Origin of the sequence: Bradyrhizobium sp. G127 (assembly GCF_021502575.1) — a bacterium.
GTDB lineage: Bacteria > Pseudomonadota > Alphaproteobacteria > Rhizobiales > Xanthobacteraceae > Afipia.
The window spans coordinates 769,031-793,065 of record NZ_JAKFGN010000001.1 but is presented as its reverse complement, the minus strand read 5'-3'; the positions used below and the strand labels follow the sequence as shown (position 1 = coordinate 793,065).

At 63.2% G+C, this 24,035-nt stretch carries 26 protein-coding genes and 1 tRNA gene; 7 read left to right on the top strand and 20 right to left on the bottom strand.

Features of this window, described 5'->3' with window-relative positions; genetic code table 11:
• Positions 1-98 precede the first annotated feature (98 nt).
• Positions 99-404, top strand: a complete 306-nt coding sequence (locus LVY71_RS03785) for a hypothetical protein (protein ID WP_502797531.1) — start codon at positions 99-101, stop codon at positions 402-404.
• 346 nt (positions 405-750) lie between these two features.
• Here LVY71_RS03785 and LVY71_RS03780 read toward each other — a convergent pair whose 3' ends face one another.
• The 8 genes from LVY71_RS03780 to LVY71_RS03745 form a co-directional block, all read right to left on the bottom strand.
• Positions 751-1,425, bottom strand: a complete 675-nt coding sequence (locus LVY71_RS03780; protein ID WP_235098319.1) for a DsbA family protein — start codon at positions 1,423-1,425, stop codon at positions 751-753.
• Between the two features lie 44 nt (positions 1,426-1,469).
• The gene (locus tag LVY71_RS03775; protein WP_235098317.1) at positions 1,470-1,682 is read right to left on the bottom strand and encodes an alkylphosphonate utilization protein; all 213 of its coding nucleotides are present in this window, start codon (positions 1,680-1,682) and stop codon (positions 1,470-1,472) included.
• A gap of 28 nt (positions 1,683-1,710) precedes the next feature.
• Positions 1,711-1,971: a hypothetical protein gene (locus LVY71_RS03770; RefSeq protein ID WP_235098315.1), complete on the bottom strand. Its 261-nt coding sequence runs from the start codon at positions 1,969-1,971 to the stop codon at positions 1,711-1,713.
• A 105-nt stretch (positions 1,972-2,076) separates the two neighbouring features.
• Complete coding sequence (locus LVY71_RS03765) at positions 2,077-2,283, bottom strand: DUF6494 family protein (protein ID WP_235098313.1); 207 nt, start codon at positions 2,281-2,283, stop codon at positions 2,077-2,079.
• An 11-nt stretch (positions 2,284-2,294) separates the two neighbouring features.
• Positions 2,295-4,202 (bottom strand): propionyl-CoA synthetase, encoded by a 1,908-nt coding sequence (locus LVY71_RS03760; protein WP_235098311.1) that lies wholly within the window; start codon positions 4,200-4,202, stop codon positions 2,295-2,297.
• 109 nt (positions 4,203-4,311) lie between these two features.
• Complete coding sequence (locus tag LVY71_RS03755) at positions 4,312-5,559, bottom strand: DUF1850 domain-containing protein (protein ID WP_235098309.1); 1,248 nt, start codon at positions 5,557-5,559, stop codon at positions 4,312-4,314.
• A gap of 21 nt (positions 5,560-5,580) precedes the next feature.
• A complete protein-coding gene (locus LVY71_RS03750; RefSeq protein WP_235098307.1) occupies positions 5,581-7,695 on the bottom strand; it encodes a TRAP transporter permease in 2,115 nt (704 codons plus the stop codon).
• A 200-nt stretch (positions 7,696-7,895) separates the two neighbouring features.
• Complete coding sequence (locus LVY71_RS03745; RefSeq protein WP_235098305.1) at positions 7,896-8,843, bottom strand: TAXI family TRAP transporter solute-binding subunit; 948 nt, start codon at positions 8,841-8,843, stop codon at positions 7,896-7,898.
• A gap of 271 nt (positions 8,844-9,114) precedes the next feature.
• Here LVY71_RS03745 and LVY71_RS03740 point away from each other — a divergent pair, with 271 nt between their 5' ends.
• From LVY71_RS03740 to LVY71_RS03730, 3 genes are all read left to right on the top strand, one after another.
• Positions 9,115-10,137 carry a Bug family tripartite tricarboxylate transporter substrate binding protein gene (locus tag LVY71_RS03740; protein ID WP_235098304.1) on the top strand — a complete coding sequence of 341 codons (1,023 nt, stop codon included), beginning with the start codon at positions 9,115-9,117 and terminating at the stop codon, positions 10,135-10,137.
• Positions 10,138-10,247: 110 nt separating this feature from the next.
• The gene (locus LVY71_RS03735; protein ID WP_235098302.1) at positions 10,248-10,679 is read left to right on the top strand and encodes a hypothetical protein; all 432 of its coding nucleotides are present in this window, start codon (positions 10,248-10,250) and stop codon (positions 10,677-10,679) included.
• A gap of 93 nt (positions 10,680-10,772) precedes the next feature.
• The gene (locus LVY71_RS03730) at positions 10,773-12,473 is read left to right on the top strand and encodes an MFS transporter (RefSeq protein ID WP_235098300.1); all 1,701 of its coding nucleotides are present in this window, start codon (positions 10,773-10,775) and stop codon (positions 12,471-12,473) included.
• A gap of 52 nt (positions 12,474-12,525) precedes the next feature.
• Here LVY71_RS03730 and LVY71_RS03725 read toward each other — a convergent pair whose 3' ends face one another.
• On the bottom strand, positions 12,526-12,744 hold the full coding sequence (locus LVY71_RS03725; RefSeq protein WP_235098299.1) for a hypothetical protein: 219 nt from the start codon (positions 12,742-12,744) through the stop codon (positions 12,526-12,528).
• Positions 12,745-13,027: 283 nt separating this feature from the next.
• On the opposite strand from LVY71_RS03725, the gene LVY71_RS03720 reads away from it, so the two are divergent.
• Both LVY71_RS03720 and LVY71_RS03715 read left to right on the top strand, forming a co-directional pair.
• Positions 13,028-13,819 carry a thioesterase family protein gene (locus LVY71_RS03720; protein ID WP_235098297.1) on the top strand — a complete coding sequence of 264 codons (792 nt, stop codon included), beginning with the start codon at positions 13,028-13,030 and terminating at the stop codon, positions 13,817-13,819.
• Complete coding sequence (locus tag LVY71_RS03715; protein WP_235098295.1) at positions 13,819-14,955, top strand: hypothetical protein; 1,137 nt, start codon at positions 13,819-13,821, stop codon at positions 14,953-14,955. Before LVY71_RS03720 ends, LVY71_RS03715 begins: the two co-directional genes overlap by 1 nt.
• 10 nt (positions 14,956-14,965) lie before the next feature.
• Here the strand turns inward: LVY71_RS03715 and LVY71_RS03710 are convergent, their stop codons facing one another.
• Genes LVY71_RS03710 through LVY71_RS03700 form a run of 3 tightly spaced genes read right to left on the bottom strand, consistent with a single transcriptional unit; the run spans position 14,966 to position 17,331 of the window.
• Entirely contained in the window at positions 14,966-15,772 is an 807-nt protein-coding gene (locus tag LVY71_RS03710; protein ID WP_235098293.1) for an MBL fold metallo-hydrolase, read from the bottom strand.
• A gap of 60 nt (positions 15,773-15,832) precedes the next feature.
• A complete protein-coding gene (locus tag LVY71_RS03705) occupies positions 15,833-16,645 on the bottom strand; it encodes a crotonase/enoyl-CoA hydratase family protein (RefSeq protein ID WP_235098290.1) in 813 nt (270 codons plus the stop codon).
• A gap of 11 nt (positions 16,646-16,656) precedes the next feature.
• Positions 16,657-17,331, bottom strand: coding sequence for a TetR/AcrR family transcriptional regulator (locus LVY71_RS03700; RefSeq protein ID WP_235098288.1), 675 nt, complete (start codon positions 17,329-17,331; stop codon positions 16,657-16,659).
• A 381-nt stretch (positions 17,332-17,712) separates the two neighbouring features.
• Between LVY71_RS03700 and LVY71_RS03695 the strand changes: the two genes are divergently transcribed.
• A complete protein-coding gene (locus tag LVY71_RS03695) occupies positions 17,713-18,645 on the top strand; it encodes an SDR family NAD(P)-dependent oxidoreductase (protein WP_235098286.1) in 933 nt (310 codons plus the stop codon).
• Between the two features lie 86 nt (positions 18,646-18,731).
• On the opposite strand, the gene LVY71_RS03690 is transcribed toward LVY71_RS03695, so the two are convergent.
• The 8 genes from LVY71_RS03690 to LVY71_RS03655 all read right to left on the bottom strand — a co-directional run bounded on the left by LVY71_RS03690 (position 18,732) and on the right by LVY71_RS03655 (position 24,022).
• Positions 18,732-18,807: transfer RNA gene (locus LVY71_RS03690), tRNA-Phe, on the bottom strand.
• Positions 18,808-18,962: 155 nt separating this feature from the next.
• On the bottom strand, positions 18,963-19,157 hold the full coding sequence (gene yacG / locus LVY71_RS03685) for a DNA gyrase inhibitor YacG (RefSeq protein ID WP_235098285.1): 195 nt from the start codon (positions 19,155-19,157) through the stop codon (positions 18,963-18,965).
• Positions 19,147-19,770 (bottom strand): Maf-like protein, encoded by a 624-nt coding sequence (locus LVY71_RS03680; RefSeq protein WP_235098283.1) that lies wholly within the window; start codon positions 19,768-19,770, stop codon positions 19,147-19,149. Before LVY71_RS03680 ends, yacG begins: the two co-directional genes overlap by 11 nt.
• Positions 19,771-19,902: 132 nt before the next feature.
• The gene (locus LVY71_RS03675; RefSeq protein ID WP_235098281.1) at positions 19,903-21,060 is read right to left on the bottom strand and encodes an AAA family ATPase; all 1,158 of its coding nucleotides are present in this window, start codon (positions 21,058-21,060) and stop codon (positions 19,903-19,905) included.
• 6 nt (positions 21,061-21,066) lie between these two features.
• Positions 21,067-21,519: an arsenate-mycothiol transferase ArsC gene (locus LVY71_RS03670; protein WP_235098279.1), complete on the bottom strand. Its 453-nt coding sequence runs from the start codon at positions 21,517-21,519 to the stop codon at positions 21,067-21,069.
• Between the two features lie 107 nt (positions 21,520-21,626).
• Complete coding sequence (locus LVY71_RS03665) at positions 21,627-22,136, bottom strand: UPF0262 family protein (protein ID WP_235098277.1); 510 nt, start codon at positions 22,134-22,136, stop codon at positions 21,627-21,629.
• On the bottom strand, positions 22,133-23,428 hold the full coding sequence (gene hisD / locus LVY71_RS03660; protein WP_235098275.1) for a histidinol dehydrogenase: 1,296 nt from the start codon (positions 23,426-23,428) through the stop codon (positions 22,133-22,135). The genes LVY71_RS03665 and hisD overlap by 4 nt, the downstream gene beginning before the upstream one ends.
• 111 nt (positions 23,429-23,539) lie before the next feature.
• Positions 23,540-24,022 carry a DUF2948 family protein gene (locus tag LVY71_RS03655; RefSeq protein ID WP_235098273.1) on the bottom strand — a complete coding sequence of 161 codons (483 nt, stop codon included), beginning with the start codon at positions 24,020-24,022 and terminating at the stop codon, positions 23,540-23,542.
• Positions 24,023-24,035: the final 13 nt, after the last annotated feature.

The following is a 24,035-nucleotide window of genomic DNA, read 5'->3' as shown; positions in this document are numbered from 1 at the left end:
TTCACGGCTCTCGAGGGTCCAATGGGACGTGTCCGGAGCCGCGCGTGCAGGCGATTGCCTTCGCTCCGGTACCTTGACGCCCGAAGCGGCGTTGCGCGATGGCTTTGGCAGTCCACCTGCACTATAGTGCGTGGATGCGTAGGGAATATGCCCATTCGACGCTTCGCCGGGTTCTGCTCGGATTGCCGGTCGTCATGCTCGCCGGCGCAACCGCGCACGCCGACAAGATCGTCGATCCCAACGCCGTAGCGCCGGAATTTCGCGAGGCCGCCGAGAAGCGCCGCTCCGAACAGGTCAAGCTGATCGAATGCAATAACGCGGCAAAGATCGCAAAGATTCAGAAGCGCGACATGGCGCACTATATCGCCGAGTGCTTCGACAAGCCCGCTGACAAACCGCAGTAACCGCTCCCCACGCCGACGCGTTCTCGCGGCGCGATTCAACGCGTCCGAGGGATGAGACGGGCCACGCTCCGCGCCGTTGCGCGAAGGCGATGGAGCCTCGGGAGGCGCCGGGGTGCTTGCGAGACACCCGTGAGGCGGACCTTGCGATCGGCCCGCCTGCGCAGCCTTGCGAGGGCCGCGCGCGCCAAATGACTTTGGCGCTGCGCCTCCCGGCGCTCCACCGTCGTCACTTCGCGTCCCGTCTCCCGCCGCTCATGAGACGGAGAGAGACCAAGTCAATTAGGAATATAATCCAGACGGAGCTTTGTCAAGCAGGGAGCGAGGCGGAGCGGTACCCGCAGGGTATTTACTTCCCCTTCGCTCCGTCCTTCGCCGCCTTGCGCGCATCGGCAATCGCCAGCTTGAACTGCTCCGCGGTGAGGCCCCCGGGGACGCGGAAGGTGCCGACCACGAAGGCCGGCGTACCGCGAAAGCCGAACGCTTCCGCCTGATCGGTGTTGCGCCTGAGCAGCGCATCGATGGTCGCCTTGTTGGTGGCGAGGTCGGCCTTGGCTTTCGCAACATCGACGCCGGCCTGCGCCAGCGTGTCGTCGATTACGGCCTCGGTGAGCCGTCCAACCTTGCCGATCAGCGCGCGATGGGCAGGCTCATACTTGTTCTGATATTTGGCGGCCAGCACCAGCCGCGCGGCATATCCCGACGGCTCGCCGAGGATCGGCCAGTCCTTCAGCACGAGCCGAACCTTCTTGTCCTCCGCGATCACCTGATCGAGCACAGGGGAAATCTTCTTGCAGAACGGGCACTGGTAATCGAAATACTCGACAATGGTGATGTCGCCCTGCGGATTGCCCAGCACCGGATTGTCCGCGTCACGCAGCACGGCGTCCTTGGTCAGCACCTCGTCGGCCGAGCGAGCCTGCGGCTGCGCGGGCGCAGTTCGCGCAGGCGCGGCGGCCAGCACGATGGCGGCCAGCGCGACTGCGAAGGCGCTGAAAATGGCTGGTCTCGTTGCGAAGGTCATATAATCTGGCTTTCAAAACGGCCAGCGGCGCAGCGCCGCGCGGCTCAGGCCTTCTTCAGGAATTCCGTGCGCAGCACGAGGCCCTTGATCTTGTCGGTGCGGCCTTCGATCTCGTCTTCATTGTCGGTAAGATGAATGTTCTTCACCACGGTGCCGCGCTTGACCCCGCTGGATGAGCCTTTCACCTTCAGATCCTTGATGACGACGACGCTGTCGCCCTCTTTCAGCTCGTTGCCGTTGCTGTCCCTGACTGCCATGAAACGTCCTTCGATGATGCGCGCAGCATTAGCGCGGATTGTTGAGCATGTCTTCCGCAAGATTGCGGTGAGCGCGTTCGATGCGAGACCCGCCGCCGCGGCTGGCCGCGACATCGCGGTCCTTCAGGCAGGCCGCATAGGCCGACGAGCCCGGCTCGCCGCCATTGGCCCGGCAATAGGCGTCGTCGTCGGTGACGGACACCGGCTGGTTACGCTCGAACTGCGCGCAGGCGGAGAGCAGCAGGGCGGCGGCGATCGCCAATGTAAATCGTGGCTTTCCCAAAAGCATGAAACGTCCTGTCTTGTCACCGCGCTGCCCGCCCGCGGGCGGTTTACAAGGCCAAAATGGCCTTGTCACGGCTGAACACGTCACGAAACAGCCGGGGTCTCGGGCCTAGGCGAGCTCGATTTCGCCATCGACCGTGAACGACAGATCGACGCCGCTGATCGTGAGCACCATCTTGGCGGGCAGCTTTTCGCTGCCCTTCAGACGGCCACTGGCAATGGCCTCGCGGACAGCTTTCTCGATTTCGCGCTGCGAGGTGACACCGACCTGCTTGAGGAATTTTCGCACGCTGGTGTTGAAGACATCTTCGTTCATTGCCGCCTCCCTTATGCTCTGTCCTTGAGCGCCGTCTCAATCTCGTTCAAGACCATTGGGTCCTCGATGGTGGCCGGCATCGACCACGGCTCGCCGTCGGCGATCTTCTTGATGGTGCCGCGCAGGATCTTGCCCGAGCGCGTCTTCGGCAGCCGCGCCACCGTGATTGCGAGCTTGAACGCCGCCACCGGGCCTATCTTCTCGCGCACCAGCGCCACGATTTCCTTCTCGATTTCGGCCACGGGCCGGGTCACCCCCGCTTTCAGCACGAGGAAACCGCAGGGCACCTCGCCCTTCACGGTGTCCTTGATGCCGAGCACGGCGCATTCGGCGACGTCGGGATGCGACGCCAGCACCTCCTCCATGCCGCCGGTGGAAAGACGATGCCCCGCGACATTGATGATGTCGTCGGTGCGGCCCATCACAAAGATATAGCCGTCCTCGTCCTTGTAGCCGGCGTCGGAGGTTTTGTAGTAGCCGGGGAATTCGTCGAAATACGCTTCCCTGCAGCGCTCGTCCTGCTGCCACAGCGTCGGCAGGTTGGCGGGCGGCAGCGGCAGCTTGATGACGATGGAGCCCATGGTGTTCGGCGGCAGCGGCTTCGCCGCTTCATCCACCACATCGACCTGATAGCCGGGCATCGGCACCGTCGGCGAGCCGTGCTTCACCGGCAGCGTGCCGAGGCCGACCGGATTGCCGGCGATGCACCAGCCGGTTTCGGTCTGCCACCAGTGATCGATCACCGGCACCCTCAACTGCTGCTCGGCCCATTCCACCGTCGGCGGATCGGCGCGTTCCCCGGCGAGAAACAGCGTGCGGAATTTCGGCAGATCGTACTTGCGGATGAAGTCGCCGTTCGGATCGTCCTTCTTGATGGCGCGAAACGCGGTCGGCGCGGTAAACAGCGCCACCGCCTTGTGCTCGGAAATCACCCGCCAGAATGCGCCGGCGTCGGGCGTGCCGACCGGCTTGCCCTCGTACATGATCGACGTCGCGCCGTGAAACAGCGGCGCGTAGATGATGTAGCTGTGGCCGACCACCCAGCCGATGTCGGAGCCGCACCACCACACCTCGCCGGGCTTCACGCCGTAGAGATTGAACATCGACCACTTCAGCGCGACCAGATGGCCGCCGTTGTCGCGCACCACGCCCTTGGGTTTTCCGGTGGTGCCCGACGTATAGAGAATGTAGAGCGGATCGGTTGCCAGCACCGGCACGCAGACGGCAGACTTCTTCGCCTTGATCGCGGCGTCGCGCAACTCGTTCCAGTCGTGATCGCGGCCCTTGATCAGATCGCAGGTCTGCTGCGGACGTTGCAGGATGATGCAGGCCTGCGGCTTGACGCGAGAGAGACTGATCGCCTCATCCAGCAGCGGCTTGTATTTGACGATGCGGCCGGGCTCGATGCCGCAGCTTGCGGAGAGAATGAGCTTCGGCTCCGCGTCTTCGATGCGGGTGGCGAGTTCTTTCGCCGCGAAACCGCCGAACACCACCGAGTGAATAGCGCCGATCCGCGCGCAGGCCAGCATCGCCACCATCGCCTGCGGCACCATCGGCATGTAAAGAATGACGCGGTCGCCCTTCACCACGCCGAAATCCTGCATCACGGCGGCGAGTGTCTGTACCTCGTGCAGCAATTCCGCATAGGTAAGTTTGGTGATCGTGTTGGTCAGCGGCGAATCGTGAATCAGCGCGATCTGATTGGCGCGGCCGCCCGCGACATGACGGTCCAGCGCGTTGTAGCAGGTGTTGACCACCGCGCCCGCGAACCAGCGGCCGTAGAGACCCATCGAGGGATCGAACACTTTCTTCGCCGGTTCGATCCAGTCGATCTCGCGCGCCGCCTCGCCCCAGAAGCCTTCGGGATCGCGCAGTGAACGCGCGTGAACCTCGGCGTAGCGGCTGGAATTGTTACTCATTGTTCTCTCCCGGTGGGCGACTTCCTGCCTTCTCTCCCCGTTTGCGGAGGGGATGAAGGCAAAGCTTTTTAACTTGAGCATACAGGAGTTTGCCGCGTCTTGAGTTGAGTCAATTTTGCTTCCCCTTCAGCGGCATCTGCGCACCGATCCGCTCGATTTCGCGCGCCAGGTCCTTGCGATGCGCCACCGCGACGTCGAGGTCCGGGTCGAGCCTGATGGCCGTGGTAAAATCCGCCAGCGCGCGCGGGCGATTGCCCTTGGCCCGCAGCGCCATTCCGCGGTTGTTGTAGGCCAGCGCCAGCTTGCCATCGAGCTCGATCACCTTGTCGTAGTCGGCGATGGCGGGATCGAGATCACCCTTGAGCTGATAGGCCATGCCGCGGTTCAGGTAGAAGGTTGCCGCCGGACGCAGCCGGATCGCCTCGTTGTAATCCGCGATGGCGCGGTCGTAGGCATTATTGTGGGCGTAGGTCTGGCCCCGGCTGTCGTACAGTTCGGCCGATGCCGGATTGAGCCGGATGGCCTCGGACTGGTCGTCGATGGCCAGATCGAAACGCCGGACCTTCTTGAAGACCGCCGCGCGCTCGATATAGGTCTGCATCTCCTTCGGGTTCAGGCGAATGGATTCGGTGTAGTCGCGCACGGCAAGCCGCGGCTCACGCATCGACGCAAAGGCCGCCGCGCGCAGCGCGAACAGCCGCGCGTTGTTGGGATCGAGCCGGATCGCCGCGTCGTAGTCGTCGATGGCCTTGTCGTAATGCTTTGCGCCGGCCAGCGCATCGGCACGAACCGTCAGCGCCTCGCTGCTCCGCGGATCGAGGCGAGCGGCCTCGTCGGCATCCACACGGGCGCGGTCATAGTCGCCTTTCGCATGACTGGCGCGGGCACGCGCGATCACGACGGCCACATGTTCCGCGACAATGGCGCTGTTGGCCATCGGCGCTGCGGCCGCGCCGCTGTCGATCTTGCCCGGAGCGAGCTCCGGCGTATCGCAGGCGCGCATGGTTGTGACATTGGTGCCCGCCGGTGTGCCGAGAATGTCCGAGAACGTCCGGCAGACGCCGCCGGTGCAGAACCGCCACTCGCCGGCCATGCCGGAATTGCCAAGGGCTAACTCGGGCAACACCGGCAATTGCGGCTTCCAGCGAAACCAGCCGCCGATCAGCCGCGCCTCCGGCGGCGGCTCCATGCCTGCGCCCGAACCCTTGACCCGGGCTTCGACGATTTCGAGGCCCTGTGGCGTGACGCGCCAGTCTTCCTGCCACTCGGTCTGCTCGACCGAATGCGTCCACGACAGCATGAACGACGCCACCGCCAGCGACTTCACAACGCCCGCAGTGGCAAGGCAGAGACCCACGAGATCACCTCACGAGACAGATCAGGCTGGTACCACTACCTGTGCCGGCTTCTTGCGCCACTGCCAGATCACGGCGGCGATCGCGAGAACAAAGCCGAGTTCGTCGCTGTAGACGAACTCGCCCAGCAGCAACAATGCCGCGACAAAGCTCACGATCCGCTCGACCACGGTCATCCGCGTGAACAGGTAGCCGATGGCGACCATGCCGAACAGGCCGATGGCGACCAGCGCCTTGACCGTCGCATAGACGACCGCGCCGTAAAAGCCGAGTTTCGCCTGCATCGGATCGCCGTTCTGCAACATCAGCGCCGGCGAATACACCGCGATGAACGGGATCACGTAGCCCGCCAGCGCGATGCGCATCGCTTCCCAGCCGATCTTGTCGGGATTTTCCTTCGCAATGGGTGCGGCGGCCAGCGCCGCCAGCGCCACCGGCGGCGAGAGGTCGGCCATGATGCCGTAGTAGAACGCGAACATGTGGCTGATAATCAGCGGCACCCCGAGCTTGGCGAGCGCGGGCGCCGCCAGCGCCGCGACGATGATGTAGGTTGGGATGGTCGGAATGCCGGTGCCGAGCACGATCGACAGCAGCATGGTCATGATGAGCGCGAGGAACAGGCTCTTCTCGCCGAGGCCGATCACCCAGCTACCAAAAATGGTGCCGACGCCGGTCTGGGTCATCATGCCGATGATGGTGCCGACGATGGCGCAGGCCATGCCCACGGTCAGCGCCGACTTCGAACTCTCCGCCAGCGAGTCGCGGCAGGCGGCCAAAGTGGCGCGTCCGCCTTGCGTGAACGCCGCGATGGCGACCAGGGCCGCAACAACCGCCGCGACATAACGAATGTCGACCGAACTGCCGTTGCGGAACAGCGATCCGGCGATCAGCGCGAGGCCGATCCAGAACACGTAGCGCAGCGCCAGGTTCGAGAAGCCGAGCACGATGCTGGCGCCGAGGATCAGCGCCACCGTGAGCGCGAGGCCCATCGATCCCGCATAGAGCGGCGTGAAACCCTCAAACAGCATGAACACCAGCGCGGCGAGCGGCAACACCAGATACCAGCGATCGATCAGCGCTTTCAAAGCGCTCGGGATCTCGTCCTTCTTCATGCCGGTGAGGCCATGCTTGCCGGCTTCGAGATGCACCATCCAGAACGCGGAGGCGAAGTACAGCACTGCCGGAATGACGGCAGCTTTCACGATCACCGAGTAGTCGACGCCCAGCGTCTCCGCCATGATGAAGGCGACCGCGCCCATCACCGGCGGCATGATCTGTCCGCCCATCGAGGCGGTGGCCTCGACGCCCGCGGCGAACGCGCGGCGATAACCGAACTTGATCATCAGCGGGATCGTGAACTGGCCGACAGTCACCACGTTGGCGACGCCGGAGCCCGAGATTGTGCCCATCATGCCGGACGCGACCACAGCGACTTTCGCCGGGCCGCCGCGGGTGCCGCCGAACAGGCCAAGCGACACGTCGGTGAACAGCTTGATCATGCCGGCGCGTTCGAGGAACGAGCCGAACAGGATGAACAGGAAGATGTAGGTTGCCGAGACATAGATCGGCACGCCATAGAAGCCTTCGGTACCGTAGGACAGATGGGTGACGATCTGGTCGAAGTCGTAGCCGCGGTGATTCAGCGGCGATGGCAGATACTGGCCGAACGCCCAATACAGCAGACACGCGCCGCACATCAAAGGAAGGGCGAGCCCCATCATCCGGCGCACGCCTTCAAAAATCAGAATGCCCAGCACCGTACCGACCACCAGGTCGAGCCGGGTTGGATCGCCGTCGCGCTGAATGAGGTCGGCATAGAAAATGTACTGATAGAGTCCGCAGAAGAATCCGATCGCACCGATGGCCCACCCGGCGGCACGCTGCAGGTTTGTCTTCGCGGTGAAATTGCCGATCAGGCCAAACGTCAGGAGCAGCAGGAAGCCGACATGGATGCCGCGCACCGCCTGGCTGGGCAGGAAATTCCACGCCGCGACGATGAGCTGGAACACCGCAAAGCAGATGCCGACCACATAGGCGAGATGGCCCCACGCGCCGGGGCCGAAGCCTTCCGGAAAGCCGTGCTCGAAATTGTCGAGTTCGACTTTGATTTTTTCTTCGGTGCCGTGCTCGTAAACCATTGTCGTCAATCCCCACCGCCGCCGTTCCAGACGACACCTCAATAAAGCACCGCGCTGGCAACTTCCTCAATTCGTCATGCGCGGGCTTGACCCGCGCATCCATCTATTCCGTAAGATGCTTTTTAAAGATGGATGGCCGGGTCAAGCCCGGCCATGACACCCTTAATGTATCTTGCGAACCTGCGCCCGCGATCTCAGTCTTACTTGATAAGGCCTTTTTCCTTGTAGTAGCGGATCGCGCCCGGATGCAGCGGCGCCGGACTGCCAGTTGCCGCGGTCTCCAGCTTGATGTCCTTGCCGGCGACATGCGAGTTCGCCAGTTCCGGCAGCGACTCGAAGATCAGCTTGGTCATCTGATAAGCAAGATCGTCGGACACCGCCGAACTGGTGACGAGATAGTTCACCACCGCCGCGGTCGGCACGTCTTCCTTCTGGCCGGTATAGGTGTTGGCCGGAATGACGACGGAGACGAAAGGAGGTCCGATCTTGTCGACGACGGCTTTCGGCACCGACACAACATTGATCTCGCTCGAACTGGAGAGATCCTTCAACGAGGCCACGCCGAGGCCCGCCGATTGCAAGGTCGCATTGAGCTGGCGGTTCTTCATCAGGTCGACGGATTCGGCGAACGGCAGGTATTCGATCTTGCCGAGATCCTTGTACTCAAGTCCCGCGGCTTTCAGGATTGCGCGCGCATTGAGTTCGGTGCCGGACTTCGGCGCGCCGACCGAGAGCGTCTTGCCCTTGAGATCGGCCAGCGTCTTGATGCCGCTGTCGGCAGTGGCGACGATCTGAATGTAGTTCGGATAAATCGCGCCGAGCGTGCGCAGCTTGGTGAGCGGCTTCTTGAAGCCCGCTTCCTCGTCGCCATCCACGGCAGCCTTCAGCGAATCGCCCAGGGTGAAAGCAAGTTCACCGCGGCCCTGCTCGATCAGATTGAGATTTTCGACCGACGCCTTGGTGGCCTGCACCTGGGTCTTCACGCCGGAAATCTTGTCGCCGTAGATTTTGCCGATGGCGACCCCGAGCGGGTAGTATACGCCCGACGTTCCGCCGGTCAGAATATTGATGAATTGCTGGGCATGAGCGGCTGGCGCGGACAGCGACGTGGCAGCGAGGGCAACGGCAGCGAGTAGTTTCTTTTTCATTGGGATTCCTTGTTTGAATTTGGCCGGAAAGTGGACGGACGAGCGGGCGCGGTCAACCCGGCCGAACGGCAAAATCATCCGTTCGGCCCGTCTGTTAGACCTAGGTATGAGCTGGAACCGAAGTCTTGCGACACGAGCGGCCAAAGTTAGCTGCACCGCACAATAGTCAATGCAGCGGGCATGCCGTAAGAGTTGTCGCTATTGGCGTTTAGCATTCATCGAAACAACGAAGAACATGCCTTCGGGCACTCTATTGGGAGAATTCCAACTCATGTCCAAGCGACCCGCTTCCGCGCAACCTCTTTCTATCGCGCACGTGACTCGCCGCTCTGTTCTTGCCGGCGGCGCAGCAGCATTTGCCGCCACGCCATTCCTGAGCCGCGCCTCGAAGGCCGCCGGATGGCCCGACCGTCCCGTCAAATTCGTCGTGCCTTTCGCCGCCGGCGGCACCACCGACATTCTCGGGCGTCTCGTTGCCCAGAAACTCTCGGAAGAATACGGTCAGCAGTTCGTCGTCGAGAACAAGCCGGGCGCAGGCGGCAATATCGCCGCCGATTTTGTCGCGAAGTCTGACCCCGACGGATACACCTTCATCGTCGGCACGCCCGGTACCCATGCGATCAACAAGTATGTTCAGAAGAACATGCCCTACGATCCGATCAAGGACATCCAGCCGGTCACCATCATCGCCCGCGTCCCGAACCTGATGTCGGTCAACCCCGAGGTGCCGGCGAAAACCGTCGCGGAATTCATCGCGCTGGCCAAATCAAAGCCCGGACAGCTTTTCTACGGCACACCCGGCCTCGGCAGCACGGCGCATCTCGCCACCGAACTGTTCAAGTCGATGACCGGCATCGACATCGTGCATGTCCCCTATAAAGGCAGCGCCCCGGCCCTGACCGACCTGGTGGCGGGTCGCGTCCATGTCATGATCGACAACCTGCCCGCGGTGCTTCCCTTCGCCGAGAATGGCAACGTGCGTCCGCTCGCGGTCTCCACCGCCGAGCGCTGGCCGCTGCTGCCGAACATTCCGCCGATCGGTGAAACCGTGAAGGGCTATGATGCCGCCTCGTGGTTCACCGTGGCCGCGCCGGCGAAGGTGCCGAAGGACATCATCACCCGTCTCAACGCCAGCATCATCAAGCACATCAAATCGCCTGAAGGCATCGAGCGCATTCGCAAGCTGGGCGGCGAGCCGATCGGCAACACGCCCGAAGAAATGCAGGCCTTCGTCATTTCCGAGACCGAGAAGTGGGGCAAGGTCGCCGAATTCGCCAAGATCAAGCCTGAATAGAGATCAAGTGTGCCGGGCGCTGCGGCGAGCATCTCGTCGCCGCAGCATTGGTATCTTTTCGCTGAACCATTTTGCCGGAACATTTTCACCGTCATGCCATTGTCGAGTTGATGCCGCCGACAGCCGCAAGTGAAGCAGGACAGCCGCGCCGGATCTGGCTGATTCTGACCGGCGTATGTCTCGTTGCGCTGCTCGCTGCGGCTGCGAGCCTGCTGTCCTACAAAATCGTGCAGCCGCCGGACAACGCGCGCGTCATCGTCGACGAGCAGCGCCGGACTTATGCCAGCACTCCATGCGTGGTTTACAACAAGCTGGATCGCGACGTGATCTCCAACCGCGCCGAAATCAACGATCCGTCGAAGCCGCTACAACTGTTTTCATACGCCAGCGAGAAAACCTTCGGCGACGTCAAGGCGGATACAAAATTGACGCGCGACACCAGCTGCGATTACGTGACGGGATTCGACCAGATCGTCACCCGCTGGATGCGCCTTGTCGGCTATCGCTCCCGCTGGACGGATGAGGGACAATGGCGCTGGTAGCAAATCGCTTTTCAAGCCTGTTCGATGGGAACACAGTCTTGTCCGCTGTTGCGCAAAATCTGCTTTTCATGCGCGGGTTCGAGGATTTCCGTCTTGACCACCACGGCTGACAAACCGCCTAAACGATCCCTGTTCGCGGCGGACGGCGTCGCCGCCCCACTGCGCCATGCCGTGTTCCGGCGCATCTGGCTGGCGAGCCTGCTCTCCAATCTCGGTCTCATGATCAACGGCGTTGGCGCGGCATGGGCGATGACGCAGATGACGTCGTCCGCCGACATGGTTGCGCTGGTGCAGACCGCGCTGATGCTCCCGATCATGCTGCTGTCGCTGGCGGCAGGCGCCATCGCCGACATGTATGACCGGCGCATTGTCGGCCTCGCCGCGCTGTCGCTGGGCCTTGTCGGCGCGGTGACACTCGCCGTCCTCGCTCATTTCGACGCCATCACGCCCAACAGCCTGCTGCTGTTCTGCTTCATGATCGGCAGCGGCATGGCGCTGTTCGGCCCGGCCTGGCAGGCCTCCGTCAGCGAGCAGGTGCCGGCCGATACGCTGCCCGCGGCGGTGGCGCTGAACGGCATCAGCTACAACATCGCGCGCAGCTTCGGCCCGGCGCTCGGCGGCATCATCGTGGCCGCGGCGGGCGCGGTCGCGGCCTTCGTCTGCAACGTGCTGTTGTACATCCCTCTTCTCGTCGTGCTGTATCTGTGGCGGCGCACGCTCGAGCCGTCGCGGCTTCCGCCCGAGCGGCTCCGCCGGGCCGTGGTCTCCGGGGTGCGCTACATCGTCCACTCGCCGCCGATCCGCATCGTGCTCTACCGCACGCTGGTCACCGGCATTGCCGGCGGCTCGGTGCTGGCGCTTCTGCCACTGGTGGCGCGCGACATTCTTCACGGCGGCGCGCAGACCTACGGCATCATGCTCGGATGTTTCGGCATGGGCGGCGTGCTGGGCGCCGTCAATATTTCGACTGTTCGCGCTCGCCTCTCCGGCGAATACGCGGTGCGGCTGTGTGCGCTGGCGATGGGCGTGGCCATTGGCGTGCTGGCGCTCAGCCGCTGGCCGGTGCTGACCGGCGCCGCGCTGGTGCTGGCCGGTATCGGCTGGATGATGTCGGTGACGCTGTTCAACATCGCCGTTCAGCTCGCGACGCCGCGCTGGGTGGCGGGCCGCGCGCTTGCGGCCTATCAGGCCGCCATCGCCGGCGGCGTCGCGATCGGAAGCTGGCTGTGGGGACATCTCGCCAATGTGGTCGGTGTGGACAACGCACTGCTGACGGCGGGCGCGGTGATGTTCGTCTCGCCGGTGCTGGCGATCTGGCTGCGGATGCCGTCGACCGACGGGGCCAACACCGATCCGGTCGATGCGCTCGCCGAGCCGGAGGTCAATCTTCTGATCTCGTCGCGCAGCGGACCGATCGTGGTCGAGGTCGAATATCGCGTGAACCCGGACAAGGCCCGCGCCTTCTATACGGTGATGTTGCAGGTGCAGGCGACGCGGCAGCGCAACGGCGCCTATGGCTGGTCGATCGCGCGCGACATCGCCGATCCGGAAATCTGGGTCGAGCGTTATCACTGCCCGACGTGGCTCGATTATCTGCGCCAGCGCAACCGCTCGACACAGTCCGAGCGCGATCTGCATCTCAAGGCCATCGGATTTCACCTCGGGCCGGAGCCGATCAAGGTTCATCGCCTGCTGGAACGGCCGCTCGGTTCGGTGCGATGGAAGGACGAGACGCCGGACCGCAGCAAGGCGAGCGATGCCTCAATCACGGCATCGGGCGGCGGCAGCGTCTGATCGGCTTTCTCTGAAAAGCCGAAGACTGCGAAGTCATACTTCCACGAAAACCTCAGTCGTCCAGCAACGACTTGCCTTCATGCCAGCGGTTGGCCCGCTCGAACATGCGCCAATGTATGGCTTCGGTTTCCGCGAATTTTTCCGGGCTGAGCCACGGCTTCAGCTTGGCGAGTGTCTTTTCCCACTCGGCGCGATCCGGTTTCGGCACATCGCCGAACAGTTTCGACAGCTCACTTGAGACAATGCCTTTAGGCGACACAAACTGATTCATGATCGTCGCTCCGCACGCGAACGCCACAGTCACGCAAGCGCTATAGTTGAAACCATCTCGTAGCTTGAAGCGAGAATGATTCGAAAGTGCGGCTTAAACGCCTGTTGATAACTTGATTCGGTCAGTTCTACTGACCGATTGAGTCGATCCGGAGTCAAAACCCTGTATCACCGCGACCAGCAGCAAAGCCCTGCGAATCTGCGATCATGGCAGCCATGACCGCGACCTCGCCGCCATGCACGCTATACATCGGGTGTGAAATTTTCGAAGCGGGCACAACACGATGATCGAATTTACGGAACTGATGGCGACAATGACCACCGATGGCGACACCTGTTCGGCCACGGCGACCGAGGACTGGCTGCAAGGCCGCACCATGTATGGCGGTCTCTCCGCCGCCTTTTGCGTTCAAAGTGCAACGCGGCAACTGGGCCAGCTGCCGCCGCTGCGTTCCGCGCAGTTCTCCTTCGTGGGACCAGCGGCCGACACGGTGATGATCCGCCCGACGGTGCTGCGCAAAGGCAAGTCGACGGTGTTCGTCGGCGTCGATCTGTTCGGCGAAACCGGCTTCGCGACGCGGGCCACGCTCTGTTACGGCGCGCCGCGACCGTCCGCTGTCTCATACGGCAGCCTGACCGCGCCAGACGTGGCGGAACCGGACGCCTGCCCGCATTTTTTCCGTCCGATTCCCGGGCTGAACTTCGTCCAGCACTTCGACGGCCGGTTCGCCGACGGCAATCCGCCTTTCAGCCAGAGCGAGCATCCGCGCTTCGCCCTCTGGCTGCGCCATCGCGATCCGGCGAGGCCGGCATCGATGCCGGCGCTGGTTGCATTGACGGATGCGCCGCCGCCCGCAGCGCTCGTGAAGTTCGAAAAACCGTCGGGGCCGATCAGCACCATGACATGGGCAATCGATCTCCTGACCGACAAGATCGAAACGCGCGACGGCTGGTGGCTGCTGGAGACGCGCGCCGAAAGCATCCACGACGGCTATTCCAGCCAGGCGACCACGCTGTGGAATGCGGACCGGCAGCCGGTGCTGGTCTCCCGGCAAAATGTGGCGGTGTTCATGTGATGCTGCTTCGATGGACGATGGTTGGCGGGACGGCGTTGGCGGCAGCTTCGCTGCTGACGTCCATCGCCCTTGCCCAGACGCCGCAGCAGATCGCTGAATACCGCCGCAAGCTCACGGAATACACCGCCGTCCGTCAACAGTTTGATGATTCAGCTTCGACCTATTGGAGCACAATCAGCGACAAGCGGCGGGCGCGCAACGCCAAACGGCGCAACGGCGAGACCATCGTCGCCGAAGATTATGTGCTGACCCAGCCGCCGGTCTATAGCGGACCGCCAAAGCCGGTCGATCCGTCCGCTCCGGAGAAACCGCCGACACCGCGCAAGCCGCTTCCGGTTGTGGCGGATTTCCTTGCCAATGCGCGGGAGCACTTCCAATTCATCCCGCGCAAGCCCACCACCGAAATCGAGTACAAGCGCGCCTACGCCAAAGTCGCTTCAAGTTTCGGCCTGACCAGGGATCAGGCCGTCCGCATCTACAGTTTCGAATCCGGCGGCAACGGCAAATACGATGTGCAGGCCGGGCTGGAAGGGTCCGGCGGCCGCGCGATTTCCACCGCGCTCGGCTACAACCAGTTACTGACCACCAACACCATCGGCATTCTGACCGAGCACGGCGGCATGATCGTCAAGACGCTGCGCGAGAAGGCGCATCAGGCTTCGGGGCCGCAGAGGGCCGAACTGGAACGGAAGGCTGCCATCGTCCAGCACATGGTGGCGTTCTGCAAGACGGTGCCGAACCAGTGGAGCGAGCATGAAAAGCTCGGCGTGACGCCACGCGGCATCGGCGTCCACGCCCTCAATCTCGATCTCGATGTCGGACCTATCTTGCAGACGCTGAAGCTGATGGACTCGGTGAATTTCGCCAAGCGCAAAGGATACATGGCACCGCTCAGCGCAGCCGAACTCGAGATGATGAACCTGACGGGCGATGGCAACGGATTCGATATGGTGTCGATGCCGCAGGCGATGCGCAGCATCGTGCCGACATCGAACTTCTTCCAGCGCGGCGGCTACGAGCGCAATCCGGTCGCGATCCGCAACAACGTGGTCTCGAAGCTGCTGGCGGCGACCAACGCCCGGATGGATAACCAGACCGGATTACAGGGCGCCAAAGACCTCGCAGCGGCGTTTTGATGACCTCCGCCTACACTCCATCCAGAATGATGATCGTCGGCTTCCTCGGCAGGGTGTCGCGCGAGACCGAGAACGACCGTTCGGTCCGGATGTCCATCTCGAACTGCCCGTTCATCCGCGCCATGAAATCGCTCAAAGGTGTGGCGAAGCGATGCATCGGCAGCACGATGGAGGAGCGCAGCCGCCGCGTGATCTCCGACATGCCGTCGAGCGAGAGCGTATAGGTGCCGTCAATCGGCACCATCACGATGTCGAGGCGGCCGATCGCGGCGTAGTGCGTCTCGTCGAGTGGGTGATGCAGATGGCCGAGATGACCGATGCACAGGCCCGCCACCTCGAAAATGAAGATCGAGTTGCCGTCCTTCTGCAATGCTTCGGAATCGAACCGGAAGGCGCGTATGTCGGTGGTGACGTTACGGATCAGCACATCGCCAACATTAAGCGCATGGTGCGCCGGCTTGCCGTCCTCGCCCCAACCGCGAAGCACATGGGCGATGCGCGGATCGGGATTGAGCGTGTAATGGGTCGAATGTGCACGGTTCATGGTCACGACATCGGGTGCCTTGCCGGCTGTATAGGCGCCGCTGAAATCGGTGGCGATGGTGACGTTGCCGGCGGTCTCGATGATGTAGGTCGAATGTCCGGCATAGGTGATGGTCACCTCGCCTTTCGCCGCCGCGGCACGGGAGAAGCTGACGAATGTAGCGCGAGGCAACGACTGCGCCATCGCAAGGCACTCGCTCGGCGGCGGCTTCCCCTGAGCCGATGCCGTGAAAGCCGACAGAAGAAGCGCGACACATCCGGCGATCCACTTCATGCGATCCTCTTGGCAGAGTTACGTATGAAGCAGATCACATCCCCGGCGAACGGAAAAGTCTCAGATCGTCGCGAAGTCTCCATGACGGCCGAGCCCGCCGGAAAAGCGCGCCGCGCCGTCAGCGCCTTCCTTAAAGTGAGCCTCGACGCCATTCACCCATTCGCATCGCATGGCCTCGCGCACAGGCAAGCCGTAGGTTTCGATGACGGAGCGGCGATCGGCGCGAACAGCGGCCTGCGGAAACCGCGCGATCTCTCGCGCCATCGCCTCGGCGGCGGCCCGGGCGCCGCCTGGTGCGACGACCTGCTCACACATTCCGATCCGCAGCGCCTCTGCTGCCGGAACCTTGCGCCCGGTCAAAATGATTTCCATCGCCCGGCCCTGGCCGACCAGCCTGGCCAATCGCACGCTTCCGCCGTCCAGCAGCGGGATACCCCAGCGACGGCAATAGACGCCGAAATAGGCGGTCTCCGCCATCACGCGGATATCGCACCACAGCGCGAGCTCCATGCCGCCTGCCACCGCCGGTCCCTCAACGGCTCCGATGACCGGCTTCGATAGCTCGAGCCGCGTCGGGCCAAGCGGCCCGCGCGGCGCATCATTCGCGCCGGTTGGAAACGCCAAACCCTCAACAACGTCGCGCTGGAAGGCCTCCCGGTCGGATAGCGTGCTGGCGTATTTGAGATCCCATCCGGCGCAGAACGCTCCACCCTCGCCCCACAGGACCGCAACACTTGCTGAGTCATCCCGGTCGAATTCCTTGAACGCATCGACCAGCGCATCCGCGCTGTCCGGGTCCATCGCATTACGCGCTGCTTCGAACCGGCTGTGAACGATCGTCCAGACGTTGCCCTGCTTTTCGATTCTGACCACTTTGGTTCTCCCTATTTATTTTGATGTTTCGGCTTTGGTGCGGCTTTACCGGGACGGCTCGCCCTTGCTTGCGGCAGGTTCGGGCTGGGCGCGCCGAGCTGGGCGAGCATCATGCGAAGCAGCAGCCGCGCATCGGTTTCGAGAAATTTCAATCGGCCCGCCATCTGCAGGACGAGCGCGCCGATCATCTGGCTGAACAGCAGTGCGACCCATGGCCTGACGTCGGCGGTTGCGCGCGCCTGCAACTGGCCGAGCGGCTGCGCAATCCGCTCCAATACCTCCCACAGCGCACGATTGAGAGCGTCATCCAGCGTCTTGCCGACACCCTGACGCTTGACGCCGCGAAAGGCATAAAGTCCGAGATTCACCTCGAAGCGATTTTCAAGGTAGTAATCGAGAAAGGCTTCACATCCGGCCGCGACCCGCGCCTCCGGAGTCGCCGCGGATTGCACGGCCTCCGCCACCTGCGCATCGAGCGCGGACAGCGAATGCTGCAGCAAGTCGGCGTAAATCGCTTCCTTGCTTTCGAACAAGGGATAGATCGCGCCAGTCGAGCACCCTGCACGCAGCGCGATTCCCCGCATGGTCGCGCCTTCGAGCCCCGCTTCGGCAAATTCCTCCCGCGCGGCGCGCAGCAGCAGCTCCCGCTTCGCTGTCTTGACGCTTCGCGACCAAACTTGAGCCATTTCGGTGTCTCGTTGCTGTTCAATAACAATGTTATTATTAAAAAACGATAGTTGTCAATCGCCGGAGAGGATCGCCGTCGGCTGCGCCGGACAGCCGGATGCGTTATGCGACGCCGCCGGATGAACCACAGAGACTTCTCATTAAACCAGGCAGACCAGGACGGCCGGTCGGGTCGCACATGCGATTACAAAAGCGTTTGGAAAGCGCGAAGGTCGAGACTAGATAACGAAATCACGCTCGATTTCATCGCCCGCGATGCGAGCGATACGATCATCATCGTGCGCTCGGTTATGAGACATTTTGGACGGCGATCAGGCGCTGATTTTCTTGTCGGAAAAATGAATGATTGCTTGCTCGTTGAGTCCGTGAAGGAGACTTGAATGTTTAATGCGAAATCTACCACCGACGACGTTCTCTCGGGCCTCGATCTCACCGGCAAACGCGTGCTCGTTACCGGCGTATCGGCCGGGCTCGGGGTCGAGACCGCGCGCGCGCTCGCCGCGCATGGCGCGCACGTCGTCGGCACGGCACGCAACCTTGCCAAGGCGCGAATGGCGACGTCCGGAATCGCCGGTCTGGAGTTGATCGAGCTGGATCTCGCCTCGCTGGCCAGCATCCGCGCCGCTACGAATGCCCTCAACGCAAAGGGCGATCTGTTCGACGTCGTCATTGCCAATGCCGGGGTGATGATGGCCGAGTTAGGCAGGACCGAAGACGGCTTTGAAACGCAGTTCGGCACAAACTATCTTGGCCATTTCACTTTCGTGAACCGCATCGCGTCCCTGATCCGTTCGGGCGGGCGGGTTGTCATCCTGGCGTCAGGCGGTCATCGTTTCTCCGACGTCGATCTCGACGATCCGGGTTTCGAGGCGACGCCTTACAAACCCTTTGTCGCCTACGGCCGCTCGAAGACTGCAAGCATCCTGTTCGCCGTCGAGTTCGACCGTCGTCACAGGGGACGAGGCGTGCGGGCGACGGCCGTCCATCCCGGCGCCGTCTCCACCGAATTCGGCCGGCATATGACCCCCGAATCGACGCAAGCGCTGTTAGAGGCGCTCGAAGCCGACCGCCGAGCTGGCGCACCGGAGGTCGAAAACAAATCGATCCCCCAAGCGGCCGCGACCTCGCTATGGGCCGCCCTCGTGGCCCCGGCCGATATGGTGGGCGGACGTTATTGCGAGGATTGCTCGGTCGCCGAAATCAGCGAAGAGAACTGGGTCACAGGTGGCGGCGTGCGAGGCTATGCGCTCGATCCCGAGCGTGCGAAATCGCTGTGGGCTCTCAGCGAGCGGATGGTTGGTGAAACCTTCTGAGCGCAAAAAGAGCCATAGCCCGGCGCGGCAGCCATAAGCCTCTGACTTTTCATCAGTTCTGTGGAAACAATCGCTTGGGAAGGCGATGGTGCCCAGGGGCGGGATCGAACCACCGACACTGCGATTTTCAGTCGCATGCTCTACCAACTGAGCTACCTGGGCGTCGCCCCGAACGCTGGCCGGGGAGAGCGCCGGTTTATAGTGAGACCAGGCGGCGCTGTCCAGCCACCGGCGGATTTTCCCCGTCTGCTATCCCGGGCGCGGTGCCCTCGCAAAACCCGTCCGGATTCAAGGGCTTCCAGCCGGGCTCGGATGGCCTATTTCGGCTCGTCCATATCGTCCTCGTCGTCGGTCTCGCGCGCCGGAATGGCGTAGGAGCCCGAGAGCCAGCGGTTCAGGTCGACATCCCGACAGCGCTCCGAACAGAACGGCTTCGACGCCTCGACCGACGGCTTGCCGCAGATCGGACAGGGTTTCGCGGCCTGCGAGCGTTTTGCGCCCTCAACTGGCATTCAACCAGCCGAAGCGAATCGGGAAGCCTTCACCGCCCATCAGCGCAGTGGTCTCATAAAGCGGCAATCCGACAACATTGGTATAGGAGCCGACCAGCTTCACGACGAACGATCCCGCGATGCCCTGCACCGCATAGCCGCCGGCCTTTCCGCGCCATTCGCCGGAGCCGATATAGGCCTGAATGTCGTCCTCGCTCAGCCGCTTGAAACGCACCCGCGTTTCCACCAGCCGCTGGCGGAACGTTTCGCGCGGCGTCACCAGGCAGATCGCGGTGTAGACGCGGTGGTTGCGGCCCGACAGCAGCCGCAGGCACTGCGACGCCTCGTCCACCAGTTCGGCCTTCGGCAGAATGCGGCGCCCGACCGCGACCACGGTATCGGCGGCGAGAATATACGCCCCCCGCAATTCGTCATCGAGCTGCACCGATTTCAGCGCCGCATCGGCCTTGGCGCGGGCGAGGCGGTTGGCGCAGGCGCGCGGCAACTCGCCGCGTTTCGGCGTCTCGTCCACGTCGGCGGGGCGCAGCGCATCGGGCTCGATGCCGGCCTGGTTCAGCAGGCTGAGACGCCGCGGCGAGCCGGAGGCGAGAACGAATTTGGGACGGCCGAGCATGCGGGATTTATCGATTTCGGTCAGGGGGTCAGTGGGCGCGGAAACTATCCGAAGGCCATCGCCGCGACAACCGCGCCGGGCACGGGAAGTCCCGGATTCGGGTGATTTTTGCGCGCCACCCAGGCCACAAGTCTAGCGTGACGGCCAAGCCCAGGCCGGAGGATCGCCGCCTTGCACGACCGTCTGGCCCAGTTCCTTCTCCAGCAAGATCTGCCGGCTGGTTTCCTCCCCTTCGAGCGCGGCAACCAGTTCTGGCGCATGCGAGACAACGACGATCTGCGAGCGTGTGGCGGCGCGCGCGATCAGCCGGCCCAGAGGAGCCAGCAAATCCGGATGCAGGCTGGTTTCGGGCTCGTTCAGGATCATCAGTTCGGGCGGCCGTGGCGACAGCAATGCCGCGACAAGAAGCAGATAACGGAGCGTGCCGTCGGAAAGCTCGGATGTCTTCAAGGTCCGGAGCAGACCGTGCTGCATCATCTCCAGTTCAAAGTAGCCGTCGGCGACGGTTACATTCAGGCTGGCACCGGGAAATGCATCGGCAATCGTTTCGGCCAGTTCCTCGGGATCGCCGATTTCGACAATGGTCCGGATCGCCGCCGCCAGATCTGCACCGTCGCCGGCGAGCACCGGCGTGTAAGTCCCGACCTGCGGACGGCGCGACGGTGCGTCGCGATCGGTGCGCAAATGGTCGTAGAACCGCCAGTCGCGCATCCGTTCGCGCAGCACGAGAAGCTCCAGCCCGTCATGCGGATCGGCGCCATGCGTCATCATGCTATCGAAGGTTGCCAGATTGCGAAGCGTGTCGCGCCATGCGCCGCTCTCCTGGCGAATACGGACATGCGGACCGCGCCGTTCGGCGAATGCATTTGCGCGGCCAAGCAATTCCCCGGTCCACATGCTTTCGGCCTTGATCTCCGGATCGCGGGAGAAAAAAGAACTCTCCGCCGGAACCGGCAATCCGAGATCGATCGCATATCCATAGTCCCGGCCGGCAAATCCGAGCTTCAGTCCAACCGGCCTGCTGCGCCTCGTTCCTTCCACGGCCTGCGCGCCCGCCTTCATGCCGCGCGAGAAATTCTCCGGTCCGGCCCAGAGCGTGGATTGCAATCCGCCCTCGGCAGCCAGCGACTGGATCACCCGCCCTTGCGCAATGTCAGCAAGAAGCTTGAGCGAGCGATAAAGACTGGATTTCCCGCTGCCGTTGGCGCCGGTCACCACATTGAGCGGCCCGAGTTCGAGGCGGATATCACGCAACGACCGGTATCCGGAGATCGCGAGCCGCGTGATCATGATCGCTTACTCGTTGGCCATGCCGGGCGGCGCAAAACGCTCGCGGATACGCTGCCGCAGGCTGTCCCGCACATGCCGGTAGGCATCGAGCTGCAATTCGCGGCGGCCCTCGACGCCGACCGGATCTGGCGTCGGCCAGTACTCCACCTCGGTCGCCGAGGTCGTGGTCAGTTGCAGCGCCTTGTGGTGCGCCTCCGGGGAGAGCGTGACGATCAGATCGAAGTTGAGTCCCTCCCAGTCTTCGAGGTCCGCGACGGTCCACGGCTTATGGTTTGAAATATCGAGGCCGATTTCCTTCATCACCGCAACGGCGAACGGATCGAGGTCTGCCTTGCTGACGCCCGCCGACTGTACATAGAGCCCGCGCGGAACCAGGTGCCGCAGCAATGCCGCCGCCGTCGGTGACCGGACGCTATTCTGCCCGCACATGAAGAGAACGGCCTGCGGGGAACGCGCCATCCGTCAGGCGCTCCCCCGGACGGCGCGAATGAAATCCCCGTGCGCGTCCCTCGTGCGTTTCAAACGGCGCAAGATCCGATCCGGAAACAGATTGTCATCTTTCGGGATCATGCGCCGCCGCCCTCGCCCTTCCAGTGCAGCACCGAGATCAGCGTGAACAGGCGGCGCGCGGTCTCGAAATCGACCCGCACCTTGCCTTCAAGCCGCTCCATCAAGGTGCGCGAGCCTTCGTCGTGAACGCCCTTGCGGCCCATATCGATGGCTTCGATCTTGTCCGGGGTCGCAGTGCGGATCGCCTGATAGTAGCTGTCGCAGATCATGAAGTAGTCCTTCACGATCCTGCGGAACGGCGTCAGCGACAACAGATGCACGACCACCGGCGAGCCGTCCTCGCGCTTGATGTCGAACATCAGCCGGTTGCCGGTAATGCCGATGTGCAGCGTGAACGGGCCGGTGAAATCTCCCTCCGGCACAAACAGGTTCTGCTCGATCAGGTCGTAGATCGCGATGGCGCGCTCGTGCTCGATGTCAGGCCCCGACCGCCCGATGGATTCTTCATCGAGCGTCACCGCGACGACGCGGTTTCTGGAATCGTCGCCTGGCGCGGGCTTGGTCATGGCAGATTAAGCCGCAGTCCAACCGACCGCGCATGGGCATCGAGGCCCTCGGCCTTGCCCAGCGTCATCGCAGCCGGTCCCAGCGCGCGGAGCTGATCCGGTCCGCATTTCAGGATTGAGGTCCGCTTCATGAAATCGAGCACGCCGAGGCCCGACGAGAACCGCGCCGAACGCGCCGTCGGCAACACGTGGTTCGATCCGCCGACATAGTCGCCAATGGCTTCCGGCGTGTGCGCACCGAGGAAAATCGCGCCCGCATTGCGGATGCGCGCGCTGATGCCCTCGGGATCTGCGGTCATGATCTCCAGATGTTCGGCGGCGATGGCATTAGCCAGCGTCACCGCTTCATCAAGCGCCTTCACCAGGATGATCGCGCCAAAATCGTTCCATGAGGCGCGCGCGATGTCGGCGCGCGGGAGCGTCGTCAGTTGCGCCTCGACGGCACGCTCGACATCGTTCGCCAGCGCCTCGTCGTCGGTGATGAGGATCGACTGCGCATTGACGTCGTGCTCGGCCTGCGCCAGCAGATCGGCCGCGATCCAGCTGGCGTTGGCGCTGCGATCCGCGATCACCAGCACTTCGGACGGGCCGGCGATCATGTCGATGCCGACCTTGCCGAACACCAGACGTTTCGCGGCGGCCACATAGGCGTTGCCCGGACCGACGATCTTCGCCACCGGAGCGATGGTCGCGGTGCCATAGGCCAGCGCCGCCACCGCCTGCGCGCCGCCGACGCGGTAGATTTCGGACACGCCGCCAAGCTGCGCCGCCGCCAGCACCAGCGGATTGAGCTTGCCGTCGGGCGACGGCACCACCATCACCACGCGCTCGACGCCTGCGACCTTCGCCGGCACGGCGTTCATCAGCACCGACGATGGATAGGCGGCGGTGCCGCCCGGAACATAAAGCCCCACCGCCTCGATGGCGCTCCAGCGCCAGCCGAGATCGACACCGGCCGCGTCGGTGAAGCGCTCGTCCTTCGGCAGCTGTCGCCGATGGAAAGTCTCGATACGGTCCCGCGCGAATTTCAACGCGTCCAGCGTCGCCGCGTCACAGGATTTCACCGCCGCATCGATTTCCGCAGGCGCGATCCGCAGACCCTTGGCGTCTATATCCAGCCGGTCGAACTTCTTGGTTGCCGCGATCAGCGCCGCGTCGCCGTGCTTTGCCACGTCATCCACGATGGCGCGCGCCGCCGCGTCGATGTCGGCGGAGACTTCCCGCTTCATGTCGAGAAAGGCGTTGAAGCGCGCGGTGAAATCGGCGCTGTGGCTGGTGAGGCGGATGGGCATTCCAGGGTCCGGCAAATCTTGAAAGACGTCGTGATTGGCGCGATGCCGGATCACCGTCAACCCATAACATTCCTGAAGTCGAACCGCGAGCGGGACGGCCCAGATTGATGGCTAAATGTCTGTGTCCGCAGGCAGATCGCGCCCGGTCGCCGGATCGGGGACATGCGCGTCCGGGCCGAGATCGGCCAGTTCGCACTCGAGGCATTCAACCTCCAGCCGCAGCACCCCGCCGCTGGCAAACAACAGCAGCACCTCGCCGCCGGGCTTCTTGCCCGGGTAAAACTCCAACCCAAGCAGGGTGAGCGCCAGTTCCGATGCCGCCATGTCGATGTCGCGCGACCGGCACGACAGCACGCGGTCGAACCGGAGCGCCGAAATCAGCCGGCGCGGTTCGCACTGGCCTGCGAGAATTTCCTCGCAATCCGGGCGGCGCATGCCGATGACGAGCCGGTTCTCGGCGGGACGCCACAGGATATCGCCCGCGACTACGGCCGCGTCCTGAACATGCGCCGAGATCACGGCGAGATCGTCTTCGTCGAGGGCCGCAAGCTTGCGTTGAGACGATTTGCGCTGAGACACTTTGTTCTGAGACATGGCCCCCGCCTTG

Bases quoted from the DNA above. Each gene is read 5' to 3' on its own strand.
- LVY71_RS03750 (WP_235098307.1), bottom strand. From the start codon at position 7,695: ATGGTTTACGAGCACGGCACCGAAGAAAAAATCAAAGTCGAACTCGAC.
- yacG (WP_235098285.1), bottom strand. From the start codon at position 19,157: ATGCCAGTTGAGGGCGCAAAACGCTCGCAGGCCGCGAAACCCTGTCCG.
- hisD (WP_235098275.1), bottom strand. From the start codon at position 23,428: ATGCCCATCCGCCTCACCAGCCACAGCGCCGATTTCACCGCGCGCTTC.
- LVY71_RS03715 (WP_235098295.1), top strand. From the start codon at position 13,819: ATGCTGCTTCGATGGACGATGGTTGGCGGGACGGCGTTGGCGGCAGCT.
- LVY71_RS03710 (WP_235098293.1), bottom strand. From the start codon at position 15,772: ATGAAGTGGATCGCCGGATGTGTCGCGCTTCTTCTGTCGGCTTTCACG.
- LVY71_RS03785 (WP_502797531.1), top strand. From the start codon at position 99: ATGGCTTTGGCAGTCCACCTGCACTATAGTGCGTGGATGCGTAGGGAA.
- LVY71_RS03655 (WP_235098273.1), bottom strand. From the start codon at position 24,022: ATGTCTCAGAACAAAGTGTCTCAGCGCAAATCGTCTCAACGCAAGCTT.
- LVY71_RS03770 (WP_235098315.1), bottom strand. From the start codon at position 1,971: ATGCTTTTGGGAAAGCCACGATTTACATTGGCGATCGCCGCCGCCCTG.
- LVY71_RS03665 (WP_235098277.1), bottom strand. From the start codon at position 22,136: ATGACCAAGCCCGCGCCAGGCGACGATTCCAGAAACCGCGTCGTCGCG.
- LVY71_RS03725 (WP_235098299.1), bottom strand. From the start codon at position 12,744: ATGAATCAGTTTGTGTCGCCTAAAGGCATTGTCTCAAGTGAGCTGTCG.
- LVY71_RS03680 (WP_235098283.1), bottom strand. From the start codon at position 19,770: ATGCTCGGCCGTCCCAAATTCGTTCTCGCCTCCGGCTCGCCGCGGCGT.
- LVY71_RS03780 (WP_235098319.1), bottom strand. From the start codon at position 1,425: ATGACCTTCGCAACGAGACCAGCCATTTTCAGCGCCTTCGCAGTCGCG.
- LVY71_RS03745 (WP_235098305.1), bottom strand. From the start codon at position 8,843: ATGAAAAAGAAACTACTCGCTGCCGTTGCCCTCGCTGCCACGTCGCTG.
- LVY71_RS03765 (WP_235098313.1), bottom strand. From the start codon at position 2,283: ATGAACGAAGATGTCTTCAACACCAGCGTGCGAAAATTCCTCAAGCAG.
- LVY71_RS03735 (WP_235098302.1), top strand. From the start codon at position 10,248: ATGCCGCCGACAGCCGCAAGTGAAGCAGGACAGCCGCGCCGGATCTGG.
- LVY71_RS03760 (WP_235098311.1), bottom strand. From the start codon at position 4,202: ATGAGTAACAATTCCAGCCGCTACGCCGAGGTTCACGCGCGTTCACTG.
- LVY71_RS03700 (WP_235098288.1), bottom strand. From the start codon at position 17,331: ATGGCTCAAGTTTGGTCGCGAAGCGTCAAGACAGCGAAGCGGGAGCTG.
- LVY71_RS03720 (WP_235098297.1), top strand. From the start codon at position 13,028: ATGATCGAATTTACGGAACTGATGGCGACAATGACCACCGATGGCGAC.
- LVY71_RS03670 (WP_235098279.1), bottom strand. From the start codon at position 21,519: ATGGCGCGTTCCCCGCAGGCCGTTCTCTTCATGTGCGGGCAGAATAGC.
- LVY71_RS03695 (WP_235098286.1), top strand. From the start codon at position 17,713: ATGTTTAATGCGAAATCTACCACCGACGACGTTCTCTCGGGCCTCGAT.
- LVY71_RS03675 (WP_235098281.1), bottom strand. From the start codon at position 21,060: ATGATCACGCGGCTCGCGATCTCCGGATACCGGTCGTTGCGTGATATC.
- LVY71_RS03740 (WP_235098304.1), top strand. From the start codon at position 9,115: ATGTCCAAGCGACCCGCTTCCGCGCAACCTCTTTCTATCGCGCACGTG.
- LVY71_RS03775 (WP_235098317.1), bottom strand. From the start codon at position 1,682: ATGGCAGTCAGGGACAGCAACGGCAACGAGCTGAAAGAGGGCGACAGC.